Raw genomic sequence first — 16071 nt, 5'->3', positions numbered from 1 at the left:
TATGAGATGTAACTTTGTGATGTGCCTTATTTTTTCTAATTTTGCATGGTCATGGCAACATGGCAGACATATTAGAAATTTAAGGTACACGAAAGTGTTTAACTGATTCTCCGGAATAAAGTCTGGTAAACTATTAACGAACGGGAATAAGTTAGCATCTCTCGCGTCATATCCATATATGGCGTGGGGAGACTGTTGCTTGTTTTAGTTCAAGGGTTTTACCAGAGCCTATTCCGTAAAATAAGTTAGCAGCCCTCACGCTTTCGCATTTTATAAACTTCTTCTGTGTGGGCGGGAAGAATGGAATAAATACTGGTAATTATGAAGAAATTTTTATTAATGTTAGGTGCGGTAGCTTTATTTACTGCATGTAGTGATGACGGTGGTTCCGGTAGTGGCAATATCAATTATGAAGAAGGTTATAAATACCTTACGAATTTGAATGTGAGTGACGCCAAGATGATTTATCAGAAATCATCCGCAACAAGAGCAACAGGGGACGACTCTTATTACAAACTTGACTTATCAGGTAATGAGGTAAAGTTATCAATCAAGGGAGAAGACGGTCAAGACCATAATATTGGTATTCATAAAGTTTTGAAATTGAGCGATAAAGTTCTTCTTGTAAATCCTATCGCACAAGATATTATCGATTTGTTCTATAAACCTGAACCTGATGGTTTAGGTATAAGTGTAGCTTGGGGTAGTACAGAATACCTCTCCATTGTTGATGTCCAAACAGAAAAGATATATCGATGGCCCAAGGAAATAGATGTATATTTGGGTGAGGGGATAGAGTTGCAAACAGTATTGGACAATCAAGGAAACATTTATATTGCAACGAATAATCATCAGATTTATAAGCTTGATGTTTCTAAATTTACACTACAACCAATGTTAGCTGATGGACAAAATTTCACGAATTTTGATGTTACTGGAGATGGATTCATTATATATTGGAATAATTATGGCGATAATAAAAACTATAAGGTAAAATGTCCGGGTGGTAGAATATATCCTATTACTGATATTCCTTTTGTTATAAACAATGAACTATATTCATATCAAGATAAAAAGATTATCAAATGGGAAATGGTTGGTAATAATGAATTGAAAGAAACAGAAATCTGTAAGATAGAGGGTGGCGATGAATATCCTGATATTGATATTTGGGGTATTATATATAATTACGCCCGAAATACTGTTCTATTACAAACCAATTATGGTCGGTACTATGAATTTGATGGAACAACATATCAATCAGTAGAACTTCCAAATAGTTTTAATTGGCATGAAGGAGTTGAGGGGCATTTCCAAACGAATAGAGCATGGTATATACAAAATAATACTCGCTTTTATAAAATGAGCATGGCGGATTATCAAGAGTCAGAGTTCAGAATAAATGACTATGAAATACAAACCCTTTTTGCAAGTCTAGAAAGTTCCAATATAACATTTAGTGGTATTAGATATATGGATGGTGCAAATGTTGTAGGAATCATCACAGAGTCAGATGAAGTGGTAATCGATAATGTTGCCGACAACGGAAATAAAATTATTAATCTTATTTCGTTGAACTGATAATAATCGAGAGTAATACACTTATAGAATCCTCTTATTGCTTATGTAGTAAGAGGATTTTTTATACCCAAAAACTTTAAAACATGAACGAAAGAATTACTCCATCCAACATTACGGAGCTGAAAGAAAATGAAATATTTGTGTTCGGTTCAAACTCAAACGGTGTACATAATGGAAATGCCGCAGCAACAGCGATGAAATTCGGTGCTATTATGGGACAGGCTGCGGGAATACAGGGACAGACCTATGCGATGCCTTCCAAACACATTGAGAATCTTAAAAAACATATTGATGATTTTCTACTATATGCAGAACAACATTCGGAATATACTTTTTTAGTTACAGAGATAGGATGCGGAATATCCAAACATTCGCCATTTGAGATTGCACCGTTATTCAAAGAAGCGGTTCATATAAAGAACATCAATTTGCCTTTGTCCTTTTGGGATGTTCTGAATGGTGGCATACAAGCCAGAATCAAACAGGTTGCCGAAAAAGAATCTCCTTCCGTTTCTGATTTTTGTCAAAGAACGGGATTGTCTTTTACTATACTGATGAACATTTTATTCAGAAAAGAACTTCCTACCGTCTGGATTGTGCAAAAGATACTGATTGCCTTTCCGTCTATAAATGCAAGGTGGCTACTTTTAGGAGAAGGCAATATGAAACTCACGAAACGCAATAGTTTTTTCACAAGAATAAACGATTTTCTGCATATCCTTTTCGCTTCCAAATAGACGTAAGATTATTATTTTCCCATACCAAAAATAAGGCTGTTTTCGTCTCCTGTATCGTGCTTTTCTCCTGCCTCTAATACTCGGTATAAAGAAGCACGAGCATATCTCGAATATGAAAGAATAAATAAAAGTAGAAAAATATTACATAGTGAATAAAGTGAATAAAGTGAACTATATTTTATAAAAAGTATAAAGTTTTATATCGTTATATGGTCTATAAAATAAGAATATGCTCTATTATAAAAATATAGTTCACTTTACTCACTTTATTCACTTTTATCTTTTCTTATAAAAGGATTTCTGTAGGGCAATTCTTTATATCAAAGTTTTCTATGGCATTCCATAAATCTTCTTGATATTCATATAATGGCTCTATTAAGACTTCTGGAAAAATAGCCTTGTCTGATATTTGGGCGAGACGAAAACCGGAAGTTTCAAATTTGCGTCCAACCTCACTTTTCATTCTATAAGATTCAACGACCTCAAAAGAGTACTCTCCTAAAAACTTCAATCTGCAATATTTTTGAGGATACCAGCCGATACAGACGATTTCACCTTCAAGCAATGATGAAAACTTGAAATAGTCCATTCCATTGAATCCTTTCTCTATGTCAAAGTCCGTATTGGTCTGTTTGTATTCGTGGCAGAATGTTTCCCAATCCTTATATCCTAAAGCACGAGCCATGAAAGATAATTTTCCAACATCCGGCTTTCTTTCCTTGTCTGCATCTTTATCTCCCCAATAACGACGTAATGTATCAACGCTGATAGTTTCAGATTGCTGGATAACGCTTCCGTCTTCATATTTTGGGAGAGGAAAATTTGTATTGCTCTGTTTCTTTATATAATCGCATAGGTCAGAGTATGCATTATCTGAACTCAAATCTATATTAGAAACTCTTACTAACTCGTTTTTTAAAGTTTCAAACCTCTCTTTGTCTATCGGTATTCTTTTCTTTGCCATATTACTACATGATGTTTATGACAAAAATACAAAACGTAAGCAACTAATCAAATATATTTCATGCCTGAACGTGCCAAAATCAATAATTTCTTTTCGGTAATATATGTAACAAACTAATAATTAGTCTGATACAAACGTGCCTGAATGTGCCTGAACGTGCCTTTTTATGCCGCTTTTGGACCTTTGTATTTTTGCACCAGAAACAAAAAACAAAAGGTATGGAACATCAAAAAACAAGTTATGACACGTTGCCGGAACGGATAGATTATCTGATTCAGGAAATATCAGAGATAAAAAACATTCTGATAAACAGAATAGAAAAAAGGGAAGAAATACCAAAGTGGCTGAATAAGGAGCAAGCCTTAAAATATATTCAAAAACAAGGATATAAATTAAGTTCATCGAAACTCTATAAATTATCAGCAACAGATAATATACCTTGTCACAGGTCAGGACGTAATCTGTATTTCTTTGCTGAAGAATTGGATAAATGGTTAAACAACCAAATTGAGGAGGAAGGCAAAACGAGCCAAAATCTTTCAACTCAATCAATACAATTAATTATAAAATCGGCTCAACAAAGATAGGAGATAAATAATATGAATAGTAATAGCAACAATAATAATATTCCAATGATAAATCATCCGTATAAAACAGCAAAAGGCTTGAAACGATATGTAAGAGATATTTTGCAGCAAGTACAACAAGAGGAAACATTGAAGAAAATAATAGATATATCTTCAAAAATAGACTATCCGGTTATTTATCATCTTGATGATGATAAAAAACTTGAAAAACTTGCAGAACTACGTAGGAAAGAAAACAATGGGGGATTGTCAGAAAATGAAACAAGAGAATTAAAGGGGTTAGAGCCGGATGATGAAGTCAAATATATTATATTGATAGAAGAATTAATGAAGAACGCGGATGAGTTTAAATTGGGGCTCGGCATTGAGCCGGACAGTATTCAGCCATATATTTATACGGGCTGTTACTGGAAAAACATAACCCGTCCACTTTTGAAGGAATTTCTTGCCGTAGCGGCAAATAAGGCAGACTTCAATTATTATGATATTAGACTGAGTAGGAATCTTGAGAGATTGTATAATCAGTTTGTCGCTCTTTGCACTCTTGTACCGGACTTGAATGAGAAAAAAGATGAGGTGAAAATTAATCTAAAGAATGGGACATTTGTCATTTCAAAGGACAAACAAGAGTTGAGAGACTTTGACAAGCGGGACTTTTTTAAATATCAATTGCCTTTTGAATACAATTCTAAAGCGACTTGTGATGATTTTAAGGCTTTCTTGAATGAGGTTTTACCTGAAAAAGAATCACAAATGATTCTTGCAGAATATTTGGGATATATTTTTACTCAAAACTTGAAATTAGAAAAGTGTTTGATTTTGAAAGGTGAAGGAAGCAACGGTAAATCCGTCATATTTGAAATAGTGCAAGCACTGCTTGGAGAACACAACACTTGTTCCTATACGATAAGTAATTTATGTAATGAAAATGGATATTTTAGGGCACAATTAGGTAATTATCTGCTTAACTATTCGTCAGAACTCGGAGGAAAGAATATCAATCCTGACTTGTTCAAGAAGCTAATCAGCAATGAGCCTATTGATGCGCGTTCTCCTTATGGACATCCGTTTATTATTCGGAATTATGGAAAGTTTATGTTTAACACTAACAAATTTCCTAATAATATTGAATTTACCCATGCCTACTTGCGAAGATTTATAATCTTGAACTTTGAAGTGATTATTCCGGATGAAAAACAAGATAAACATCTCGCCAAGAAAATAATATCCAAAGAATTAAGCGGTATTTTCAATTGGGTGCTGGAGGGATTGGGAAGGTTGTTGAAGCAACAACAATTTACAGAATCGCCAAAGGCAAAAGAACTTCTTGAGGAAATGAGATTTGAATCTGATAGTGTGGCACAATTCATAGAGGCAAAAAAATACGTGCCTTCTGTATCAGATAATGATAGAGTTTTATTAAAAGATTTTAGAGAAGAATATAATGCGTATTGTTGTATAAAGAAGTTGATACCTGTGAGACGAAAAGAATTTTCAACTCGCATAAAGAGTTTGAAATTTGAGATTGAGAAAGGTGGTGGTGGGAATAATTATATTTTTGTGAAAAGTAATAATATTGCTAAACAATTTGTAGAAAATTCATTGCCTGATGGCCTGTAAAAAAGTAAGAAATATGGAAAATATCATAAAAGTATCAATGTTTGAAAGTGCGCAAAATCGTTATGCAAGCGGAGTAGTGAACTTATGGGACTGGTTGTTCTTAGAGGACTATCGTACTGTTTTAATCAAAGAACTTCGAAATGAATCTGATTTGATGAAACGGCGAGAATTGAAAGAACTTCTTCCTGCAATAACTGTCAGTTGTGTTTGTTCTGAACGACGAACTGAAAAAATTTACGAGTATACGAACTTGATTTGTATTGATATTGACGGAAAAGATAACCCGTCAATATCAAACATAGAAGACCTTAAGATTAAGTTGGGTGAACTACCTTATATTATGTATTGTGGATTGTCTGCAAGCGGAAATGGCTTGTTCTGTATCATTCCTTATGCGGACCCTACTAATCATAAGAATGTCTTTGAAGCCATAAAAAACGATTTTGAAGAAATGGGTATCATTATAGATAAAAGTTGTGGCGATATATGCCGTTTACGCTTCCTTTCGCATGATACGCAACCGTATGTCAATAAACATGCGGAAGTTTATACGTCTAAGCCAAAAACAAAATCAAATGCAGTGGAATATATTTATAAGCCAAAACAGAAATATAAAACGAAACCACCTAAACCCCGAACGCTTCTTATCCCCAATGCGATAGAAACCTTTCTTCGTCCAAATAATTTTGTTTTGGAAAGTGCCACTCCTTTAACAAAGAAACAAAAGGTTGAGCGGCTATTGAATGAAATAACCAGAAATCAAGTGGATATTACTTATTATTATGATGATTGGATTGCCATTGGCAATATCATTAAGAATATGTTTGGTGAGGAAGGTAGGGCTTTATTTCATAAGGTCAGTAGTTTTTATCCCAATTATGATTATGATGAAACTGATAGGGAATATTCCGCTATGATAATTGGACGGTATCGATATAATAGTGACCGCTTATTTGAAATAGCCGCAGAATACAAGCTCATTTCCCCAATCAAAAAATAATTTTGAGAAGAAAAGGGATGACTACCGGTGTGTAGCTTATCTCTTTTCTTATATCCGTTTGTGCAAATTATATGCGAAAACCTCATCATGGGCATAAATCGGAGAGCACTCTTGCCAATAGAAGAAACTAAAAGAAAAAGAATATCATTTACCGGTGTGTCACGTTTATCATTGATTATCACCACTTTCCAAAGGTTGTGTGCAAATTGTGTGCAAGGAGTTTTAGTGTGCAAGAAAAAAGCCGCTACAAGGTTGCTTGTAACGGCTTGATTTTCTTTGTTTTATGCTTCGTGGACCAGCCTGGGCTTGAACCAGGGACCTCCAGATTATGAGACTTTATATTTAGACTTTATAAAAGGCTATTTATCAACAAGTTTATAATCTCTTTGTAAGCTTGTTAGTCAACAATTAGTCAACATTAAATTTACGATACAAATATACAAATTCTTGTTTATTTTAAGATGTTTCATTCCATTTGATTTAAGGATTTGTTCAACATTTCTGTAATAGGGGGCTTATAATTGAAATATCCTCTCTAAAAGGTTGTATTAGTCCATACATGGAGTTAAATGGGTCTCTCCATTAACCTCTTTATCTTTTATAATGGCTAAGTAGTGTATAGTTGAAATACAGCCATCTCTCCATTCCAGTATTTAATAATGAGATATTAACATTAGTTTCCCCTCTGTAATATGGTTAACTTCGTATCAGATTAATTCAATTATCAATTATCAAATTAATACAATTATGAGACTTACCAAGAAGAACTCTCCTAAAAGTTACACTATCTACTACCTACCACAAGAGATTAAAGAAACTATGGTTACAGAGGTCAGTTACCTGCCTATTACCAGAGAGAGACTGGAACAGTTCTTTAAAGATGCGGCAAGTAAACGAAAGCCTAAATTAGTCAAGAAGCGGAAACAGTCAAGGCAGCAAGGGAGTTAATTCCATGCTGCCTTTATACTTCAATACTTATTTCCTTTTATATGAATTAGTCAAGACTTAATCTGACAGTTACGTATAAAAAGAATAAATTTGTAACAGAAAACAGATTAAGTTATGACAACATCAGAAAAGGTCATCAAGAACAAACTGGGATTGCTTGAACTCTCCCAACAGTTAGGAAACGTATCACGTGCTTGTAAGGTTATGGGCTACAGTCGTGACAGTTTTTATCGTTTCAAAGAGTTGTATGAACAAGGCGGTGAAGTCGCCTTGCAGGAGATTTCTCGCCGTAAGCCTGTCATAAAGAACCGTGTGGAAGAACACATCGAGCAGGCAGTCGTACAGATGGCGATAGACAATCCTGCATTGGGGCAAGTCCGTGTATCCAATGAGCTACGTAAGAAAGGTATTCTTATTTCGCCGGGCGGAGTGCGTTCCATTTGGCTACGGCACGATATGGAGACCTTCCAGAAACGCCTGAAAGCATTGTCAGCCAAAGTGGAACAAGAGGGCATTATCCTTGATGAGAACCAAGTGGCGGCATTGGAAAAAGCAAAAGAAGAAAAGCAGGCTCATGGAGAGATAGAAACTTATTATCCCGGTTTTCTACTTGCCCAAGACACTTATTATGTAGGATATATCAAAGGTGTGGGACACATTTATCAGCAGACCGTCATTGATACTTACTCCAAAATCGGATTTGCCAAGTTGTATGACAGAAAGAATGCGCTTGTTGCTGCCGATATGCTTAACGATAGGGTTATTCCTTTTTTCGAGCAGCATGACTTGAAACTGATGCGTATGCTAACAGATAGAGGAACAGAATACTGCGGAAACAGAGAAAATCATGAGTATGAATTGTATTTGGCTGTGGAAGACATTGATCATTCTAAGATTAAGGCGAAAAGCCCTCAGACAAACGGTATATGTGAGCGATTTAACAGAACCGTGCAGAATGAGTTCTATGCTATTGCATTCAGAAAGAAAATCTATACCTCTATCGAACAGCTGCAAGCAGACCTTGATATGTGGATGAACTCCTACAATACCCAAAGAACACACTCTGGAAAGTACTGTTTCGGGAAAACGCCCATGCAAACTTTTATCGAAGGAATCGCTGTGGCAAGAAAGTATCAACTGCAAAATCAGGAAATGATAAAACCGAATGAGCAGGATAAAATCTCATTCGGTTGTGAGGATGATGAAACTTGTGTAACTTCGCAACAAACATCTGACAGTTTTTTTGTCCGATAGTAAAACAAATGTCAGAACAAGTCTTGACTATTACATTTTATAAGTCATTTTAGCATATTCTACCCCTCCATCATCCTCTTTCTCCATATATTCAAGAACTAACTTGCTGTTGGATATTTCAAGAACATTCAAATCAAGAGCATAAGTGGCATCAATAGGTCTAAGTGTCAGCAGCTTATTACTCAATGCCCATTTCCCTTCATCTAATTCCGAATTATCCAAATCATATTCAGTATATGTACCGTCAGCTCTGAATGTAAGATTACCAAAATATTCGCATTCATCTTTAGGTGCATGACTCCATTCTCTGTTGTCTTCAGGATATTCTGGCTCTATTTCATACCCTTCTTCGTAAGTTAGTACCCATTGACCTACAATGTTCTCTGTAGTAGGTGTACTTTCTTCTTCGTCATCATCACTACATGCTGCGAAGTTAACACTCATAATTACTGCTACGATAGCCATTCCAATAAATCTTAATGTTCTCATTTTTAATTAATAAATTAAGTTAGTAATATAGTTTATAAATTATAAATATTTATCCACTCCATTTGTACAGCGTACCGTCTTCCGTTCATCCAGCATTCTCATGTACTGCAAGTTCTTGGTCTTGTTGTACATGAACTTATCCTCATGCCAAAGGTGGTAAACAATACCTGCGAACTTCAAATACCGTTTCCGGCAACCACTGTTCAGCAGACGCTTGCCCAAATCAATATCCTCACTTCCCCAACCCTCATAGAATTCATCATAACCGTTTACCTTGATAAAATCCTCACGGAAGAAGGACATGTTACAGCCCAATGCAGCCGAACGCTTTCTACGGTATCTCGGAGCCAAGAAGCGAGCCAGCCATATACAATGGATTGCATTCTCCGGCTTGCTTTCAATTCCTTTCGTCCAGACATGAATCGGGCGTACCATACCGGACTTACATATTTCCTCTGTCAGCTCTTTGCCCAAGTTTACCCTTCCACCTTTCACGTAAATGCCACGACCGGCTTCACGGAGATGGTCGGCTATCAGCTTTGGATGCAGGAACACATCACCGTCTATCTCTATGATATAGTTTCCCGTACTACGGGCTACACACTTGTTGCGCATCATAGCCAATCGGAAACCTTTATCCTCATGCCACACATGTATGATTGGAAACGGTGCCTGCTCTTGCAGCCTTGCTATCAACGAGGCGGTCTCTTCCGTAGAGCCATCGTCTCCTATAATGACCTCATCGGGCAGAACTGTCTGCTTGAACAAGCTGAGTAAACATACTTGCAGAGCATCGCAACGGTTGTAAGTAGAGACTATTACGGAAATCTTCCCCAAGTCCTTTCTATTCATTACTACCAGATTTAAATAAGTTAATCAGATTAATTATTACCACTCTATACACTCTTGCCTTCTTTTATATGGATATATGGATGAAATGGCTTGAATAAGTGCACAGAGTACACAGCATAAAGCTGCACGCAATTTGATTGATTGCCACGTTAGAAATAGAACTGTCTGTTTTGTGAATATCTGTATCGTAGCCAGTGTTCCCTTACTGACCGTTATACAATAAAGAAGCGTGGGAACATTGAATATTACCAAGTTGAGGCTCTGGACTGCCTTGCACAAATAATAAACAATGCCCACGCCAGATATGTATATAGTTCACCCTACAGAGGTGAATATATAACACTGACGTGAGCGTCCTTGCCTATTATCCTTGTGCATGAAATTGTCCAGATTTCAACTTAGGATAATATCTTAAACGCTCTTCGTTAACTAATATGTCCTTCCAACTTCCCAACGCATTAGGCTGTTAGAATTGCTGCAAAGTTACGAATTTACGTTTGATTGGCAAGAACTTATTGTTTATTAAATGCAGAAAGGCATTCCTACTCCATAAATCAAGGTTAGGAGCAAATTTGTAAAAGGTCTATATAAGTAGAAATTTAGAAATTTACTCCCAACTTGAATTATTGGCTTAAAAGGCTGTTCCACTCCATTCTTAATAATTGGTGAGCGCAACCGCCAGTAATCAAAAACTAAGGCAGTCATAGGTATTAAGTAGTTCTTCCTGCCTTAATCCCAAGTATCTCTTGGTAATTGATACACTGGAATGATTGAATAGCTCCATGAGTTTGACAAGTGCAAGCTCCGAACTTTCGCTGTTCATGTTATAGACCTGCCTGCCGAAAGTCTTTCTAAGGCTGTGGCATGAGAAGTTGCCTATATGCAACCTATACTTCCTTTTAACCTCTTTGAGGATTACATTTATCCTCTGTATGGAATAGACCGTACCTTTCCGGCTTACCAATATAGGCGCGTCTATGCCTATAGGACTGATATGCTTGTAGCAGTCACAGATATGCTTCTGTAGCTGCATGTTAATTCTCACAGTCCTTTGCTTTCCCGTCTTGATTTCGATAACGGTAAATTCCTCCGCATTTAATATCTGCTTCCAGCGTAAAGCCAGAATGTCAGATATTCTTAAGCCAGTAAAACAGCCCAGAGCAACAAGAAGCGAGATTTTATAATTCCCGTCTTTGGCTAACTTCCTTATCAAGTTCATTGCCTCGCTCCATTGCAGATAATCTGCGGTTGTACTTGAATATTTAAGTGACATAACGTTCAGTCTTATAATGAAATGAATAAAAGTGAATATCATTTTTAAGTTGAAATATCCAACTTATTGATAATCAAAGAAACATTCACTAATAACAGAAGTGAATATAATAAATAAAGGACACCAAGTTAATGATGTCCTTTGTTACGTTCAAGCCTATATGAACGGCAAATAGGCTTCATCCAATGCACCGCTCTCAATAATCTTTTTGCAAAGTTCATGTGAGGCTTGATTTCTAAGGTCTGTACCATAGCTTTCATCACCAACCATTTGAATGATTGCCACAATGGTTCTCATAAGCTCCTGCTGTAGTGTACGGTGATAATACCTCGTACTCTCTGCAAACCTTTTAGGATTCCAACTATAATCGTTCAAGGCTCTTTCAAGTTCTTGCGCTGCCTTGTATTCGCGACTGTCTTCTATTACCATATCTTTTAATATTTAAGAGGTTTATAAATAAAAAGAGCACCTATACCTTATTATATAGATGCCCTCCATACCAAGCTATCCTTTAACAATGGCATAGCCCAATAGCAGGATATATCCCACCGCTATAAATGGAAACAATGCCATTGCAATGAAGAATACCAAAGTCGCCAGTAACACATAGAATAAATTCCGTAGCATAATCTCCAGTTTTGAGAAACCAGTAATAGAGTATAATTCCAGATACAGCTAAGAAAGAAACCAACTGTATCTTTCATCACCATGCAGAGCGGATGCAATACCCGTTGCCAGTTCTGTAGCGTTGTAGGCTCTATCCAGAAAGCTGTCTATGTAGCTGCTCTTGTTGCTGCCAGTAAGCAGGTTGTAGAACTTCCACATGGATAGGTCACTGCCAAGACTGCCAAAGTTATCATCATTGATATATGCTTTGGCTACACTGTTTATCTGTGTGTCAGTAAGCAGCATTCTGGGGATAGCTTTCTGATAGCCTTGCGGTAACAGTGGGTAAAGCCTCATTCTCCCAAGTAACTGGCAGAATTGATGTTCTGTCATACTGGTATTGCCAAGTGTCTGCATCAGATGTATGTGCTTGGCAGGGTCGTACTTGTTGAACATTTCCAATACAGCACGATACAGCTCACTTGTATTAGTGACCTCCAGACAGCTAATATAACCGTCCGTAGATACGCACAAGTTGGTGCATACCTGGCATGTAAACCCTATGAACACCTTAAAACGCTCTGCACCCTTTTTACTGTACAGATTGGTATGGTTATAAGCCCTAACTCCACCTACAGTAAGGGTCAGCCTATTACCGTTCACCGTCTCGTAGATGGTAGGTATTTCAATCACGAAAGCGCAACGCTCGTAATAAATGGTCTTGTCACTCTCCAATAACTGATTGGCAGGCTTATGTATTGCTTCTGGAATACGACCCTTGATAACGTGTGACACCCTTATATCCGGCTGCCCTATCCGTTCACCGTTAAAGAAAGTATGTGCTGCATCCTGCACCGTCTCAATGAACGAGACGTGCGACAGTGTAGCCTCGTTGTCTTTGGCGAATACTGGAATTATACAGTCGTCCCTCAAATGCTGTAAGGTCGCTTCAACTGTATTAGCCTCTATGAACAGAGGTCGTTTCCCCTTTGTATCGTCCGTTACAACCGTTGCATCCTCTGCAAATTCGCCTAAATTGCAGTTTCTTCTCTGTGCCATGACTGGCATAATCTGTAATGCTTCCATAATCTGTAAATTATTAAGTTGATAATTAGAAATTTCTCCATCTGAATGCCATATAAATGATAATGTACAGCACTATGGCAAACATTGCCTTTGGTGCTGCAATGAACGGTACAATGAGTATTGCACCAACCGTCAGAATAGCCTTTAAATCTTCCATAAGCGATAATTTATTGGTTAGTAATAAGTGAATTAAAGGGAATGGCGCGCTTTATAACGTAATGCCCCATAGACTTCCGCAATTGTGCTCTGTAATACACAGACATTACTGTAGTAGCCAGTAATACCGTAGCCAAAGCGTTTGCGGTCTGGAATGCGATTGCGTTAAACCGTTCATTTCCCATCTAAGAGAGGTGAGGGACATTAGGGGTAACATGACAATTAAGCGCATAATATACACCTCATGCCTGCTTTCTGGCTGATAATTGCACTTTATGCAGTCTTAATAACTGTATGGAAAGAGTTTCCGTATCTGGAAGGGAGGGGGTATTATTTAGAGACTGCCTAATTTGAGTTGGGGTATATAATGCAGCGTATTGGACTTTAGGATAGCAGGAATGCCCCTAAATGCAAATAACTCCATGCCCATGAAGGTTGGAGCTATTTATTACTACATCACAAGCATATGGAGGTAGTATATTCCGAGAGGCTGGTATTTCTGGGAGGGGGTCTATAAAGTAAGCTTCCTCCGAATTTCCCCAGACCTCGCTAATAAAGTTCGCTGATTATCTTTAAACCCTCCTTACCGTTGATGGTGGTTCGGGTATAGTTAAAGTAATCATTCAAAGTCTGTGCCGTTACTCTTTTAGGGGGTTCGATACCGCATTCTTCATAAATCCGCTTGATTGTAGCCTTTATATAGGTCAGCAGGTATCTGCCGCCAACTTTGAAATAGTCATGCATTAACTCCGTTACTTGTGGAGACTTGCATTTAGCCTTATAGATAGCCAACTTCAAGTTATTGGTGATGTATCGCAGCTTGCGTACTTCTGCAATTCCTAACGTATCAACCGCTTCCACTATCAGAGGGTCAGCCTCATAGATGCCATCCCTAAATTCATAGTCGGATTCGGTCTCATAAGGTAAGACCTTCTCCAAAATATCCACTATCACTTTCCTCTTGGAAATGATAGACTTATTGGCGTTACGCAGTTGCAGCCATTCCGCATTGCCTGCTTTATACAGATATGAGCCCCTAAATGCAAAGAAGTATCTCATCAGCGCCTCGTCTGTATAAACAGCAAACAGAGTGTCTTCATTCAGATATATATTCCTTACCATTACATCATTCACATAGTTATCTACCTTACAATACGACTTTCTCTTATTGGCATCCAGAAATTTGTTGAACGGGGAAGTCTCAAGTAATTTGCGGAAGGCATATTGAGCACCGTTATCAGTGGCATTGTTAAGTTCCCTTCTTGTGAATTTATAGCAAACCTCGTATGTATTCACTTCACGCAATACATCTTCCTTACTTCTATAAGTGTAATCATTGAATGAATTGGTAATGTGCGTAATGCGGTTGAGCCCGTTTCTGAACCTGCCTATTATCTGTATCATATCGGAATAGGGGTCCAACACCGTATGCTCAACCAGATACATGTCGGACATCATTATAAGGTCGGGCTTGTAGTCCAGTTCTATATCCATGCCTGCGTTAAATCTGCTTGTGAAGAAGTTGAACTTCTTCATTAGTTTAGGGTCGAATTTGGAATGGGCGTTCTTGAAATTCAATGAATACTTTAACTTACGGACACTCTTGGGAGCACAGAATATGGTGGATTCTTCAAGTATTCCAGCCTTATTCATGAGGGCGTGAATGGCATCCGTAGAGTTGAAGAAGATACAGACACAACCGCTGTCAAATTCATGGATAGTCCGTTTGAAACGTTCCAGTGTGTTATTGGTGTATTGGATATGTATATCCACATGATAGTCAAATTGTGGCTCAATCACCAACATCTGGAAATCCTTGAACCGTGGGTCGGACAGTTCAACCGGAGTGGCAGATACCAGTGCCTTGCCTTTGAACTGGAAGAAGTCGTCTAAAGGCAAGTCAATGCTTTCCCTATAGTCCGCATCCTTCACGAGCTTGTGGGATTCGTCAATCAACATGAAGCATTCACTGTACATATACATATCCAGCTCCTTGAATGCCGCTTTAACCTTGCTGAATGATTCGGGAGTTACCAAGAATTTGTAAAACTTGCCTTCGGAAGCGATGATATACTCCTTAATATCATCCACTCCCACTTTCTCAATTACCCCTATCAGATTGTCATGGACGTGTTTCGGGTCATCACATTTGCACTGGATGGTTGACACATTAGGCTCGATGATTATGGAATGGCGTTTGGCTTTAATCTCGCCATAGGTAGCCCCCAAACCTGTCAGCGTCTTACAAAGTACCGTATCGGTCGGTATCTCTTTAAGGATGGTTTTCAGATAGGGAACCTTACCGTTCTTGTCTTTATTCAGTTTTATAGTATTAATCTTCATAATGGTATATCTTTAAAATGTTATTGATTGGGGGAAACAAGGAGAGAGCTTTACTGGTAACTCTCCCCTTGAGTGTACAGATTACAACAGATGCTTATCTGCCAAGTAGTCCATCAGTTCGTCGGTACGTTCAAGATTAAACTCTACCCGTCCTTTGGGGAAATGGAATATCGATTTGACCTTGCCATAGACTGCTCTAAACAAGGGAACGGTCTGTGGTTTGAACCCATTATCGACCATAAGCTTGAACAAGTCCATTGTGAAGTCCTTGCCTTCTCCATAAGGCTCTACATCATTGGGCTCTACTTTCACATCCTCCGTTTCATTGTTGGTCAAGTATTGCATTATCTTGAGTAAGATGTCTTGGTTGAGTCTCAGCTTGAATTTAGATACTACCCCGGTCTGAATACCAAATGAGGAGTAACCATCCTTGTCTGTGTAAACTTCTATAGTAAGCCGTTCACCTTTATCCATTCTTGAGAGTAATTCTTTGTACGCACTCTCATTGTCGTAGGATGCACTTTTAGGTGTGCCCAGACCTTGTAAACTAAATTTAGACATAATCTTAAAATTTA

At 37.7% G+C, this 16071-nt stretch carries 15 protein-coding genes; 6 read left to right on the top strand and 9 right to left on the bottom strand.

The window, feature by feature from the left end:
* The first annotated feature begins 321 nt into the window (after positions 1-321).
* Together JXR92_RS03400 and JXR92_RS03395 are read left to right on the top strand one after the other, a co-directional pair.
* Entirely contained in the window at positions 322-1581 is a 1260-nt protein-coding gene (locus JXR92_RS03400; RefSeq protein WP_226791254.1) for a YncE family protein, read from the top strand.
* 83 nt (positions 1582-1664) lie between these two features.
* A complete protein-coding gene (locus tag JXR92_RS03395; protein WP_138346680.1) occupies positions 1665-2318 on the top strand; it encodes an A1S_2505 family phage non-structural protein in 654 nt (217 codons plus the stop codon).
* A gap of 286 nt (positions 2319-2604) precedes the next feature.
* Here the strand turns inward: JXR92_RS03395 and JXR92_RS03390 are convergent, their stop codons facing one another.
* Positions 2605-3282 carry a hypothetical protein gene (locus JXR92_RS03390; RefSeq protein WP_115502223.1) on the bottom strand — a complete coding sequence of 226 codons (678 nt, stop codon included), beginning with the start codon at positions 3280-3282 and terminating at the stop codon, positions 2605-2607.
* A 218-nt stretch (positions 3283-3500) separates the two neighbouring features.
* On the opposite strand from JXR92_RS03390, the gene JXR92_RS03385 reads away from it, so the two are divergent.
* The 4 genes from JXR92_RS03385 to JXR92_RS03370 all read left to right on the top strand — a co-directional run bounded on the left by JXR92_RS03385 (position 3501) and on the right by JXR92_RS03370 (position 8691).
* Entirely contained in the window at positions 3501-3869 is a 369-nt protein-coding gene (locus tag JXR92_RS03385; protein WP_115502222.1) for a MerR family transcriptional regulator, read from the top strand.
* A 12-nt stretch (positions 3870-3881) separates the two neighbouring features.
* Positions 3882-5489, top strand: a complete 1608-nt coding sequence (locus JXR92_RS03380) for a DNA primase family protein (RefSeq protein WP_117979842.1) — start codon at positions 3882-3884, stop codon at positions 5487-5489.
* A gap of 13 nt (positions 5490-5502) precedes the next feature.
* Positions 5503-6489, top strand: a complete 987-nt coding sequence (locus JXR92_RS03375) for a BT4734/BF3469 family protein (RefSeq protein WP_158573911.1) — start codon at positions 5503-5505, stop codon at positions 6487-6489.
* Positions 6490-7551: 1062 nt separating this feature from the next.
* Positions 7552-8691 (top strand): IS481 family transposase, encoded by a 1140-nt coding sequence (locus JXR92_RS03370; protein ID WP_094582489.1) that lies wholly within the window; start codon positions 7552-7554, stop codon positions 8689-8691.
* 30 nt (positions 8692-8721) lie between these two features.
* Here JXR92_RS03370 and JXR92_RS03365 read toward each other — a convergent pair whose 3' ends face one another.
* From JXR92_RS03365 to JXR92_RS03335, 8 genes are all read right to left on the bottom strand, one after another.
* Positions 8722-9180, bottom strand: a complete 459-nt coding sequence (locus tag JXR92_RS03365; protein ID WP_138346241.1) for a lipocalin-like domain-containing protein — start codon at positions 9178-9180, stop codon at positions 8722-8724.
* Positions 9181-9219: 39 nt separating this feature from the next.
* The gene (locus JXR92_RS03360; RefSeq protein WP_008665367.1) at positions 9220-10032 is read right to left on the bottom strand and encodes a glycosyltransferase family 2 protein; all 813 of its coding nucleotides are present in this window, start codon (positions 10030-10032) and stop codon (positions 9220-9222) included.
* Between the two features lie 685 nt (positions 10033-10717).
* Positions 10718-11305 carry a tyrosine-type recombinase/integrase gene (locus JXR92_RS03355; RefSeq protein ID WP_009037601.1) on the bottom strand — a complete coding sequence of 196 codons (588 nt, stop codon included), beginning with the start codon at positions 11303-11305 and terminating at the stop codon, positions 10718-10720.
* Positions 11306-11461: 156 nt separating this feature from the next.
* Positions 11462-11734 carry a hypothetical protein gene (locus JXR92_RS03350; protein WP_009037602.1) on the bottom strand — a complete coding sequence of 91 codons (273 nt, stop codon included), beginning with the start codon at positions 11732-11734 and terminating at the stop codon, positions 11462-11464.
* Positions 11735-11809: 75 nt separating this feature from the next.
* Positions 11810-11932, bottom strand: coding sequence for a hypothetical protein (locus JXR92_RS17445; RefSeq protein WP_255342452.1), 123 nt, complete (start codon positions 11930-11932; stop codon positions 11810-11812).
* 48 nt (positions 11933-11980) lie between these two features.
* Entirely contained in the window at positions 11981-12997 is a 1017-nt protein-coding gene (locus JXR92_RS03345; RefSeq protein WP_009037603.1) for a DUF3871 family protein, read from the bottom strand.
* Positions 12998-13702: 705 nt separating this feature from the next.
* On the bottom strand, positions 13703-15496 hold the full coding sequence (locus JXR92_RS03340) for a hypothetical protein (RefSeq protein WP_120137356.1): 1794 nt from the start codon (positions 15494-15496) through the stop codon (positions 13703-13705).
* A gap of 81 nt (positions 15497-15577) precedes the next feature.
* Positions 15578-16057: a hypothetical protein gene (locus JXR92_RS03335; RefSeq protein WP_009037604.1), complete on the bottom strand. Its 480-nt coding sequence runs from the start codon at positions 16055-16057 to the stop codon at positions 15578-15580.
* Positions 16058-16071: the final 14 nt, after the last annotated feature.

It is taken from the genome of Bacteroides parvus (assembly GCF_017309675.2).
Taxonomy (GTDB): Bacteria; Bacteroidota; Bacteroidia; order Bacteroidales; family Bacteroidaceae; genus Bacteroides; species Bacteroides uniformis.
Note: the sequence above shows the minus strand (reverse complement) of the source record. Positions and strands in the feature narration are given on the sequence as shown.

Excerpts from the sequence above, each read along its gene's own strand:
- JXR92_RS03400 (WP_226791254.1), top strand. The coding sequence starts at position 322 with ATGAAGAAATTTTTATTAATGTTAGGTGCGGTAGCTTTATTTACTGCA.
- JXR92_RS03395 (WP_138346680.1), top strand. The coding sequence starts at position 1,665 with ATGAACGAAAGAATTACTCCATCCAACATTACGGAGCTGAAAGAAAAT.
- JXR92_RS03390 (WP_115502223.1), bottom strand. The coding sequence starts at position 3,282 with ATGGCAAAGAAAAGAATACCGATAGACAAAGAGAGGTTTGAAACTTTA.
- JXR92_RS03385 (WP_115502222.1), top strand. The coding sequence starts at position 3,501 with ATGGAACATCAAAAAACAAGTTATGACACGTTGCCGGAACGGATAGAT.
- JXR92_RS03380 (WP_117979842.1), top strand. The coding sequence starts at position 3,882 with ATGAATAGTAATAGCAACAATAATAATATTCCAATGATAAATCATCCG.
- JXR92_RS03375 (WP_158573911.1), top strand. The coding sequence starts at position 5,503 with ATGGAAAATATCATAAAAGTATCAATGTTTGAAAGTGCGCAAAATCGT.
- JXR92_RS03370 (WP_094582489.1), top strand. The coding sequence starts at position 7,552 with ATGACAACATCAGAAAAGGTCATCAAGAACAAACTGGGATTGCTTGAA.
- JXR92_RS03365 (WP_138346241.1), bottom strand. The coding sequence starts at position 9,180 with ATGAGAACATTAAGATTTATTGGAATGGCTATCGTAGCAGTAATTATG.
- JXR92_RS03360 (WP_008665367.1), bottom strand. The coding sequence starts at position 10,032 with ATGAATAGAAAGGACTTGGGGAAGATTTCCGTAATAGTCTCTACTTAC.
- JXR92_RS03355 (WP_009037601.1), bottom strand. The coding sequence starts at position 11,305 with ATGTCACTTAAATATTCAAGTACAACCGCAGATTATCTGCAATGGAGC.
- JXR92_RS03350 (WP_009037602.1), bottom strand. The coding sequence starts at position 11,734 with ATGGTAATAGAAGACAGTCGCGAATACAAGGCAGCGCAAGAACTTGAA.
- JXR92_RS17445 (WP_255342452.1), bottom strand. The coding sequence starts at position 11,932 with ATGCTACGGAATTTATTCTATGTGTTACTGGCGACTTTGGTATTCTTC.
- JXR92_RS03345 (WP_009037603.1), bottom strand. The coding sequence starts at position 12,997 with ATGGAAGCATTACAGATTATGCCAGTCATGGCACAGAGAAGAAACTGC.
- JXR92_RS03340 (WP_120137356.1), bottom strand. The coding sequence starts at position 15,496 with ATGAAGATTAATACTATAAAACTGAATAAAGACAAGAACGGTAAGGTT.
- JXR92_RS03335 (WP_009037604.1), bottom strand. The coding sequence starts at position 16,057 with ATGTCTAAATTTAGTTTACAAGGTCTGGGCACACCTAAAAGTGCATCC.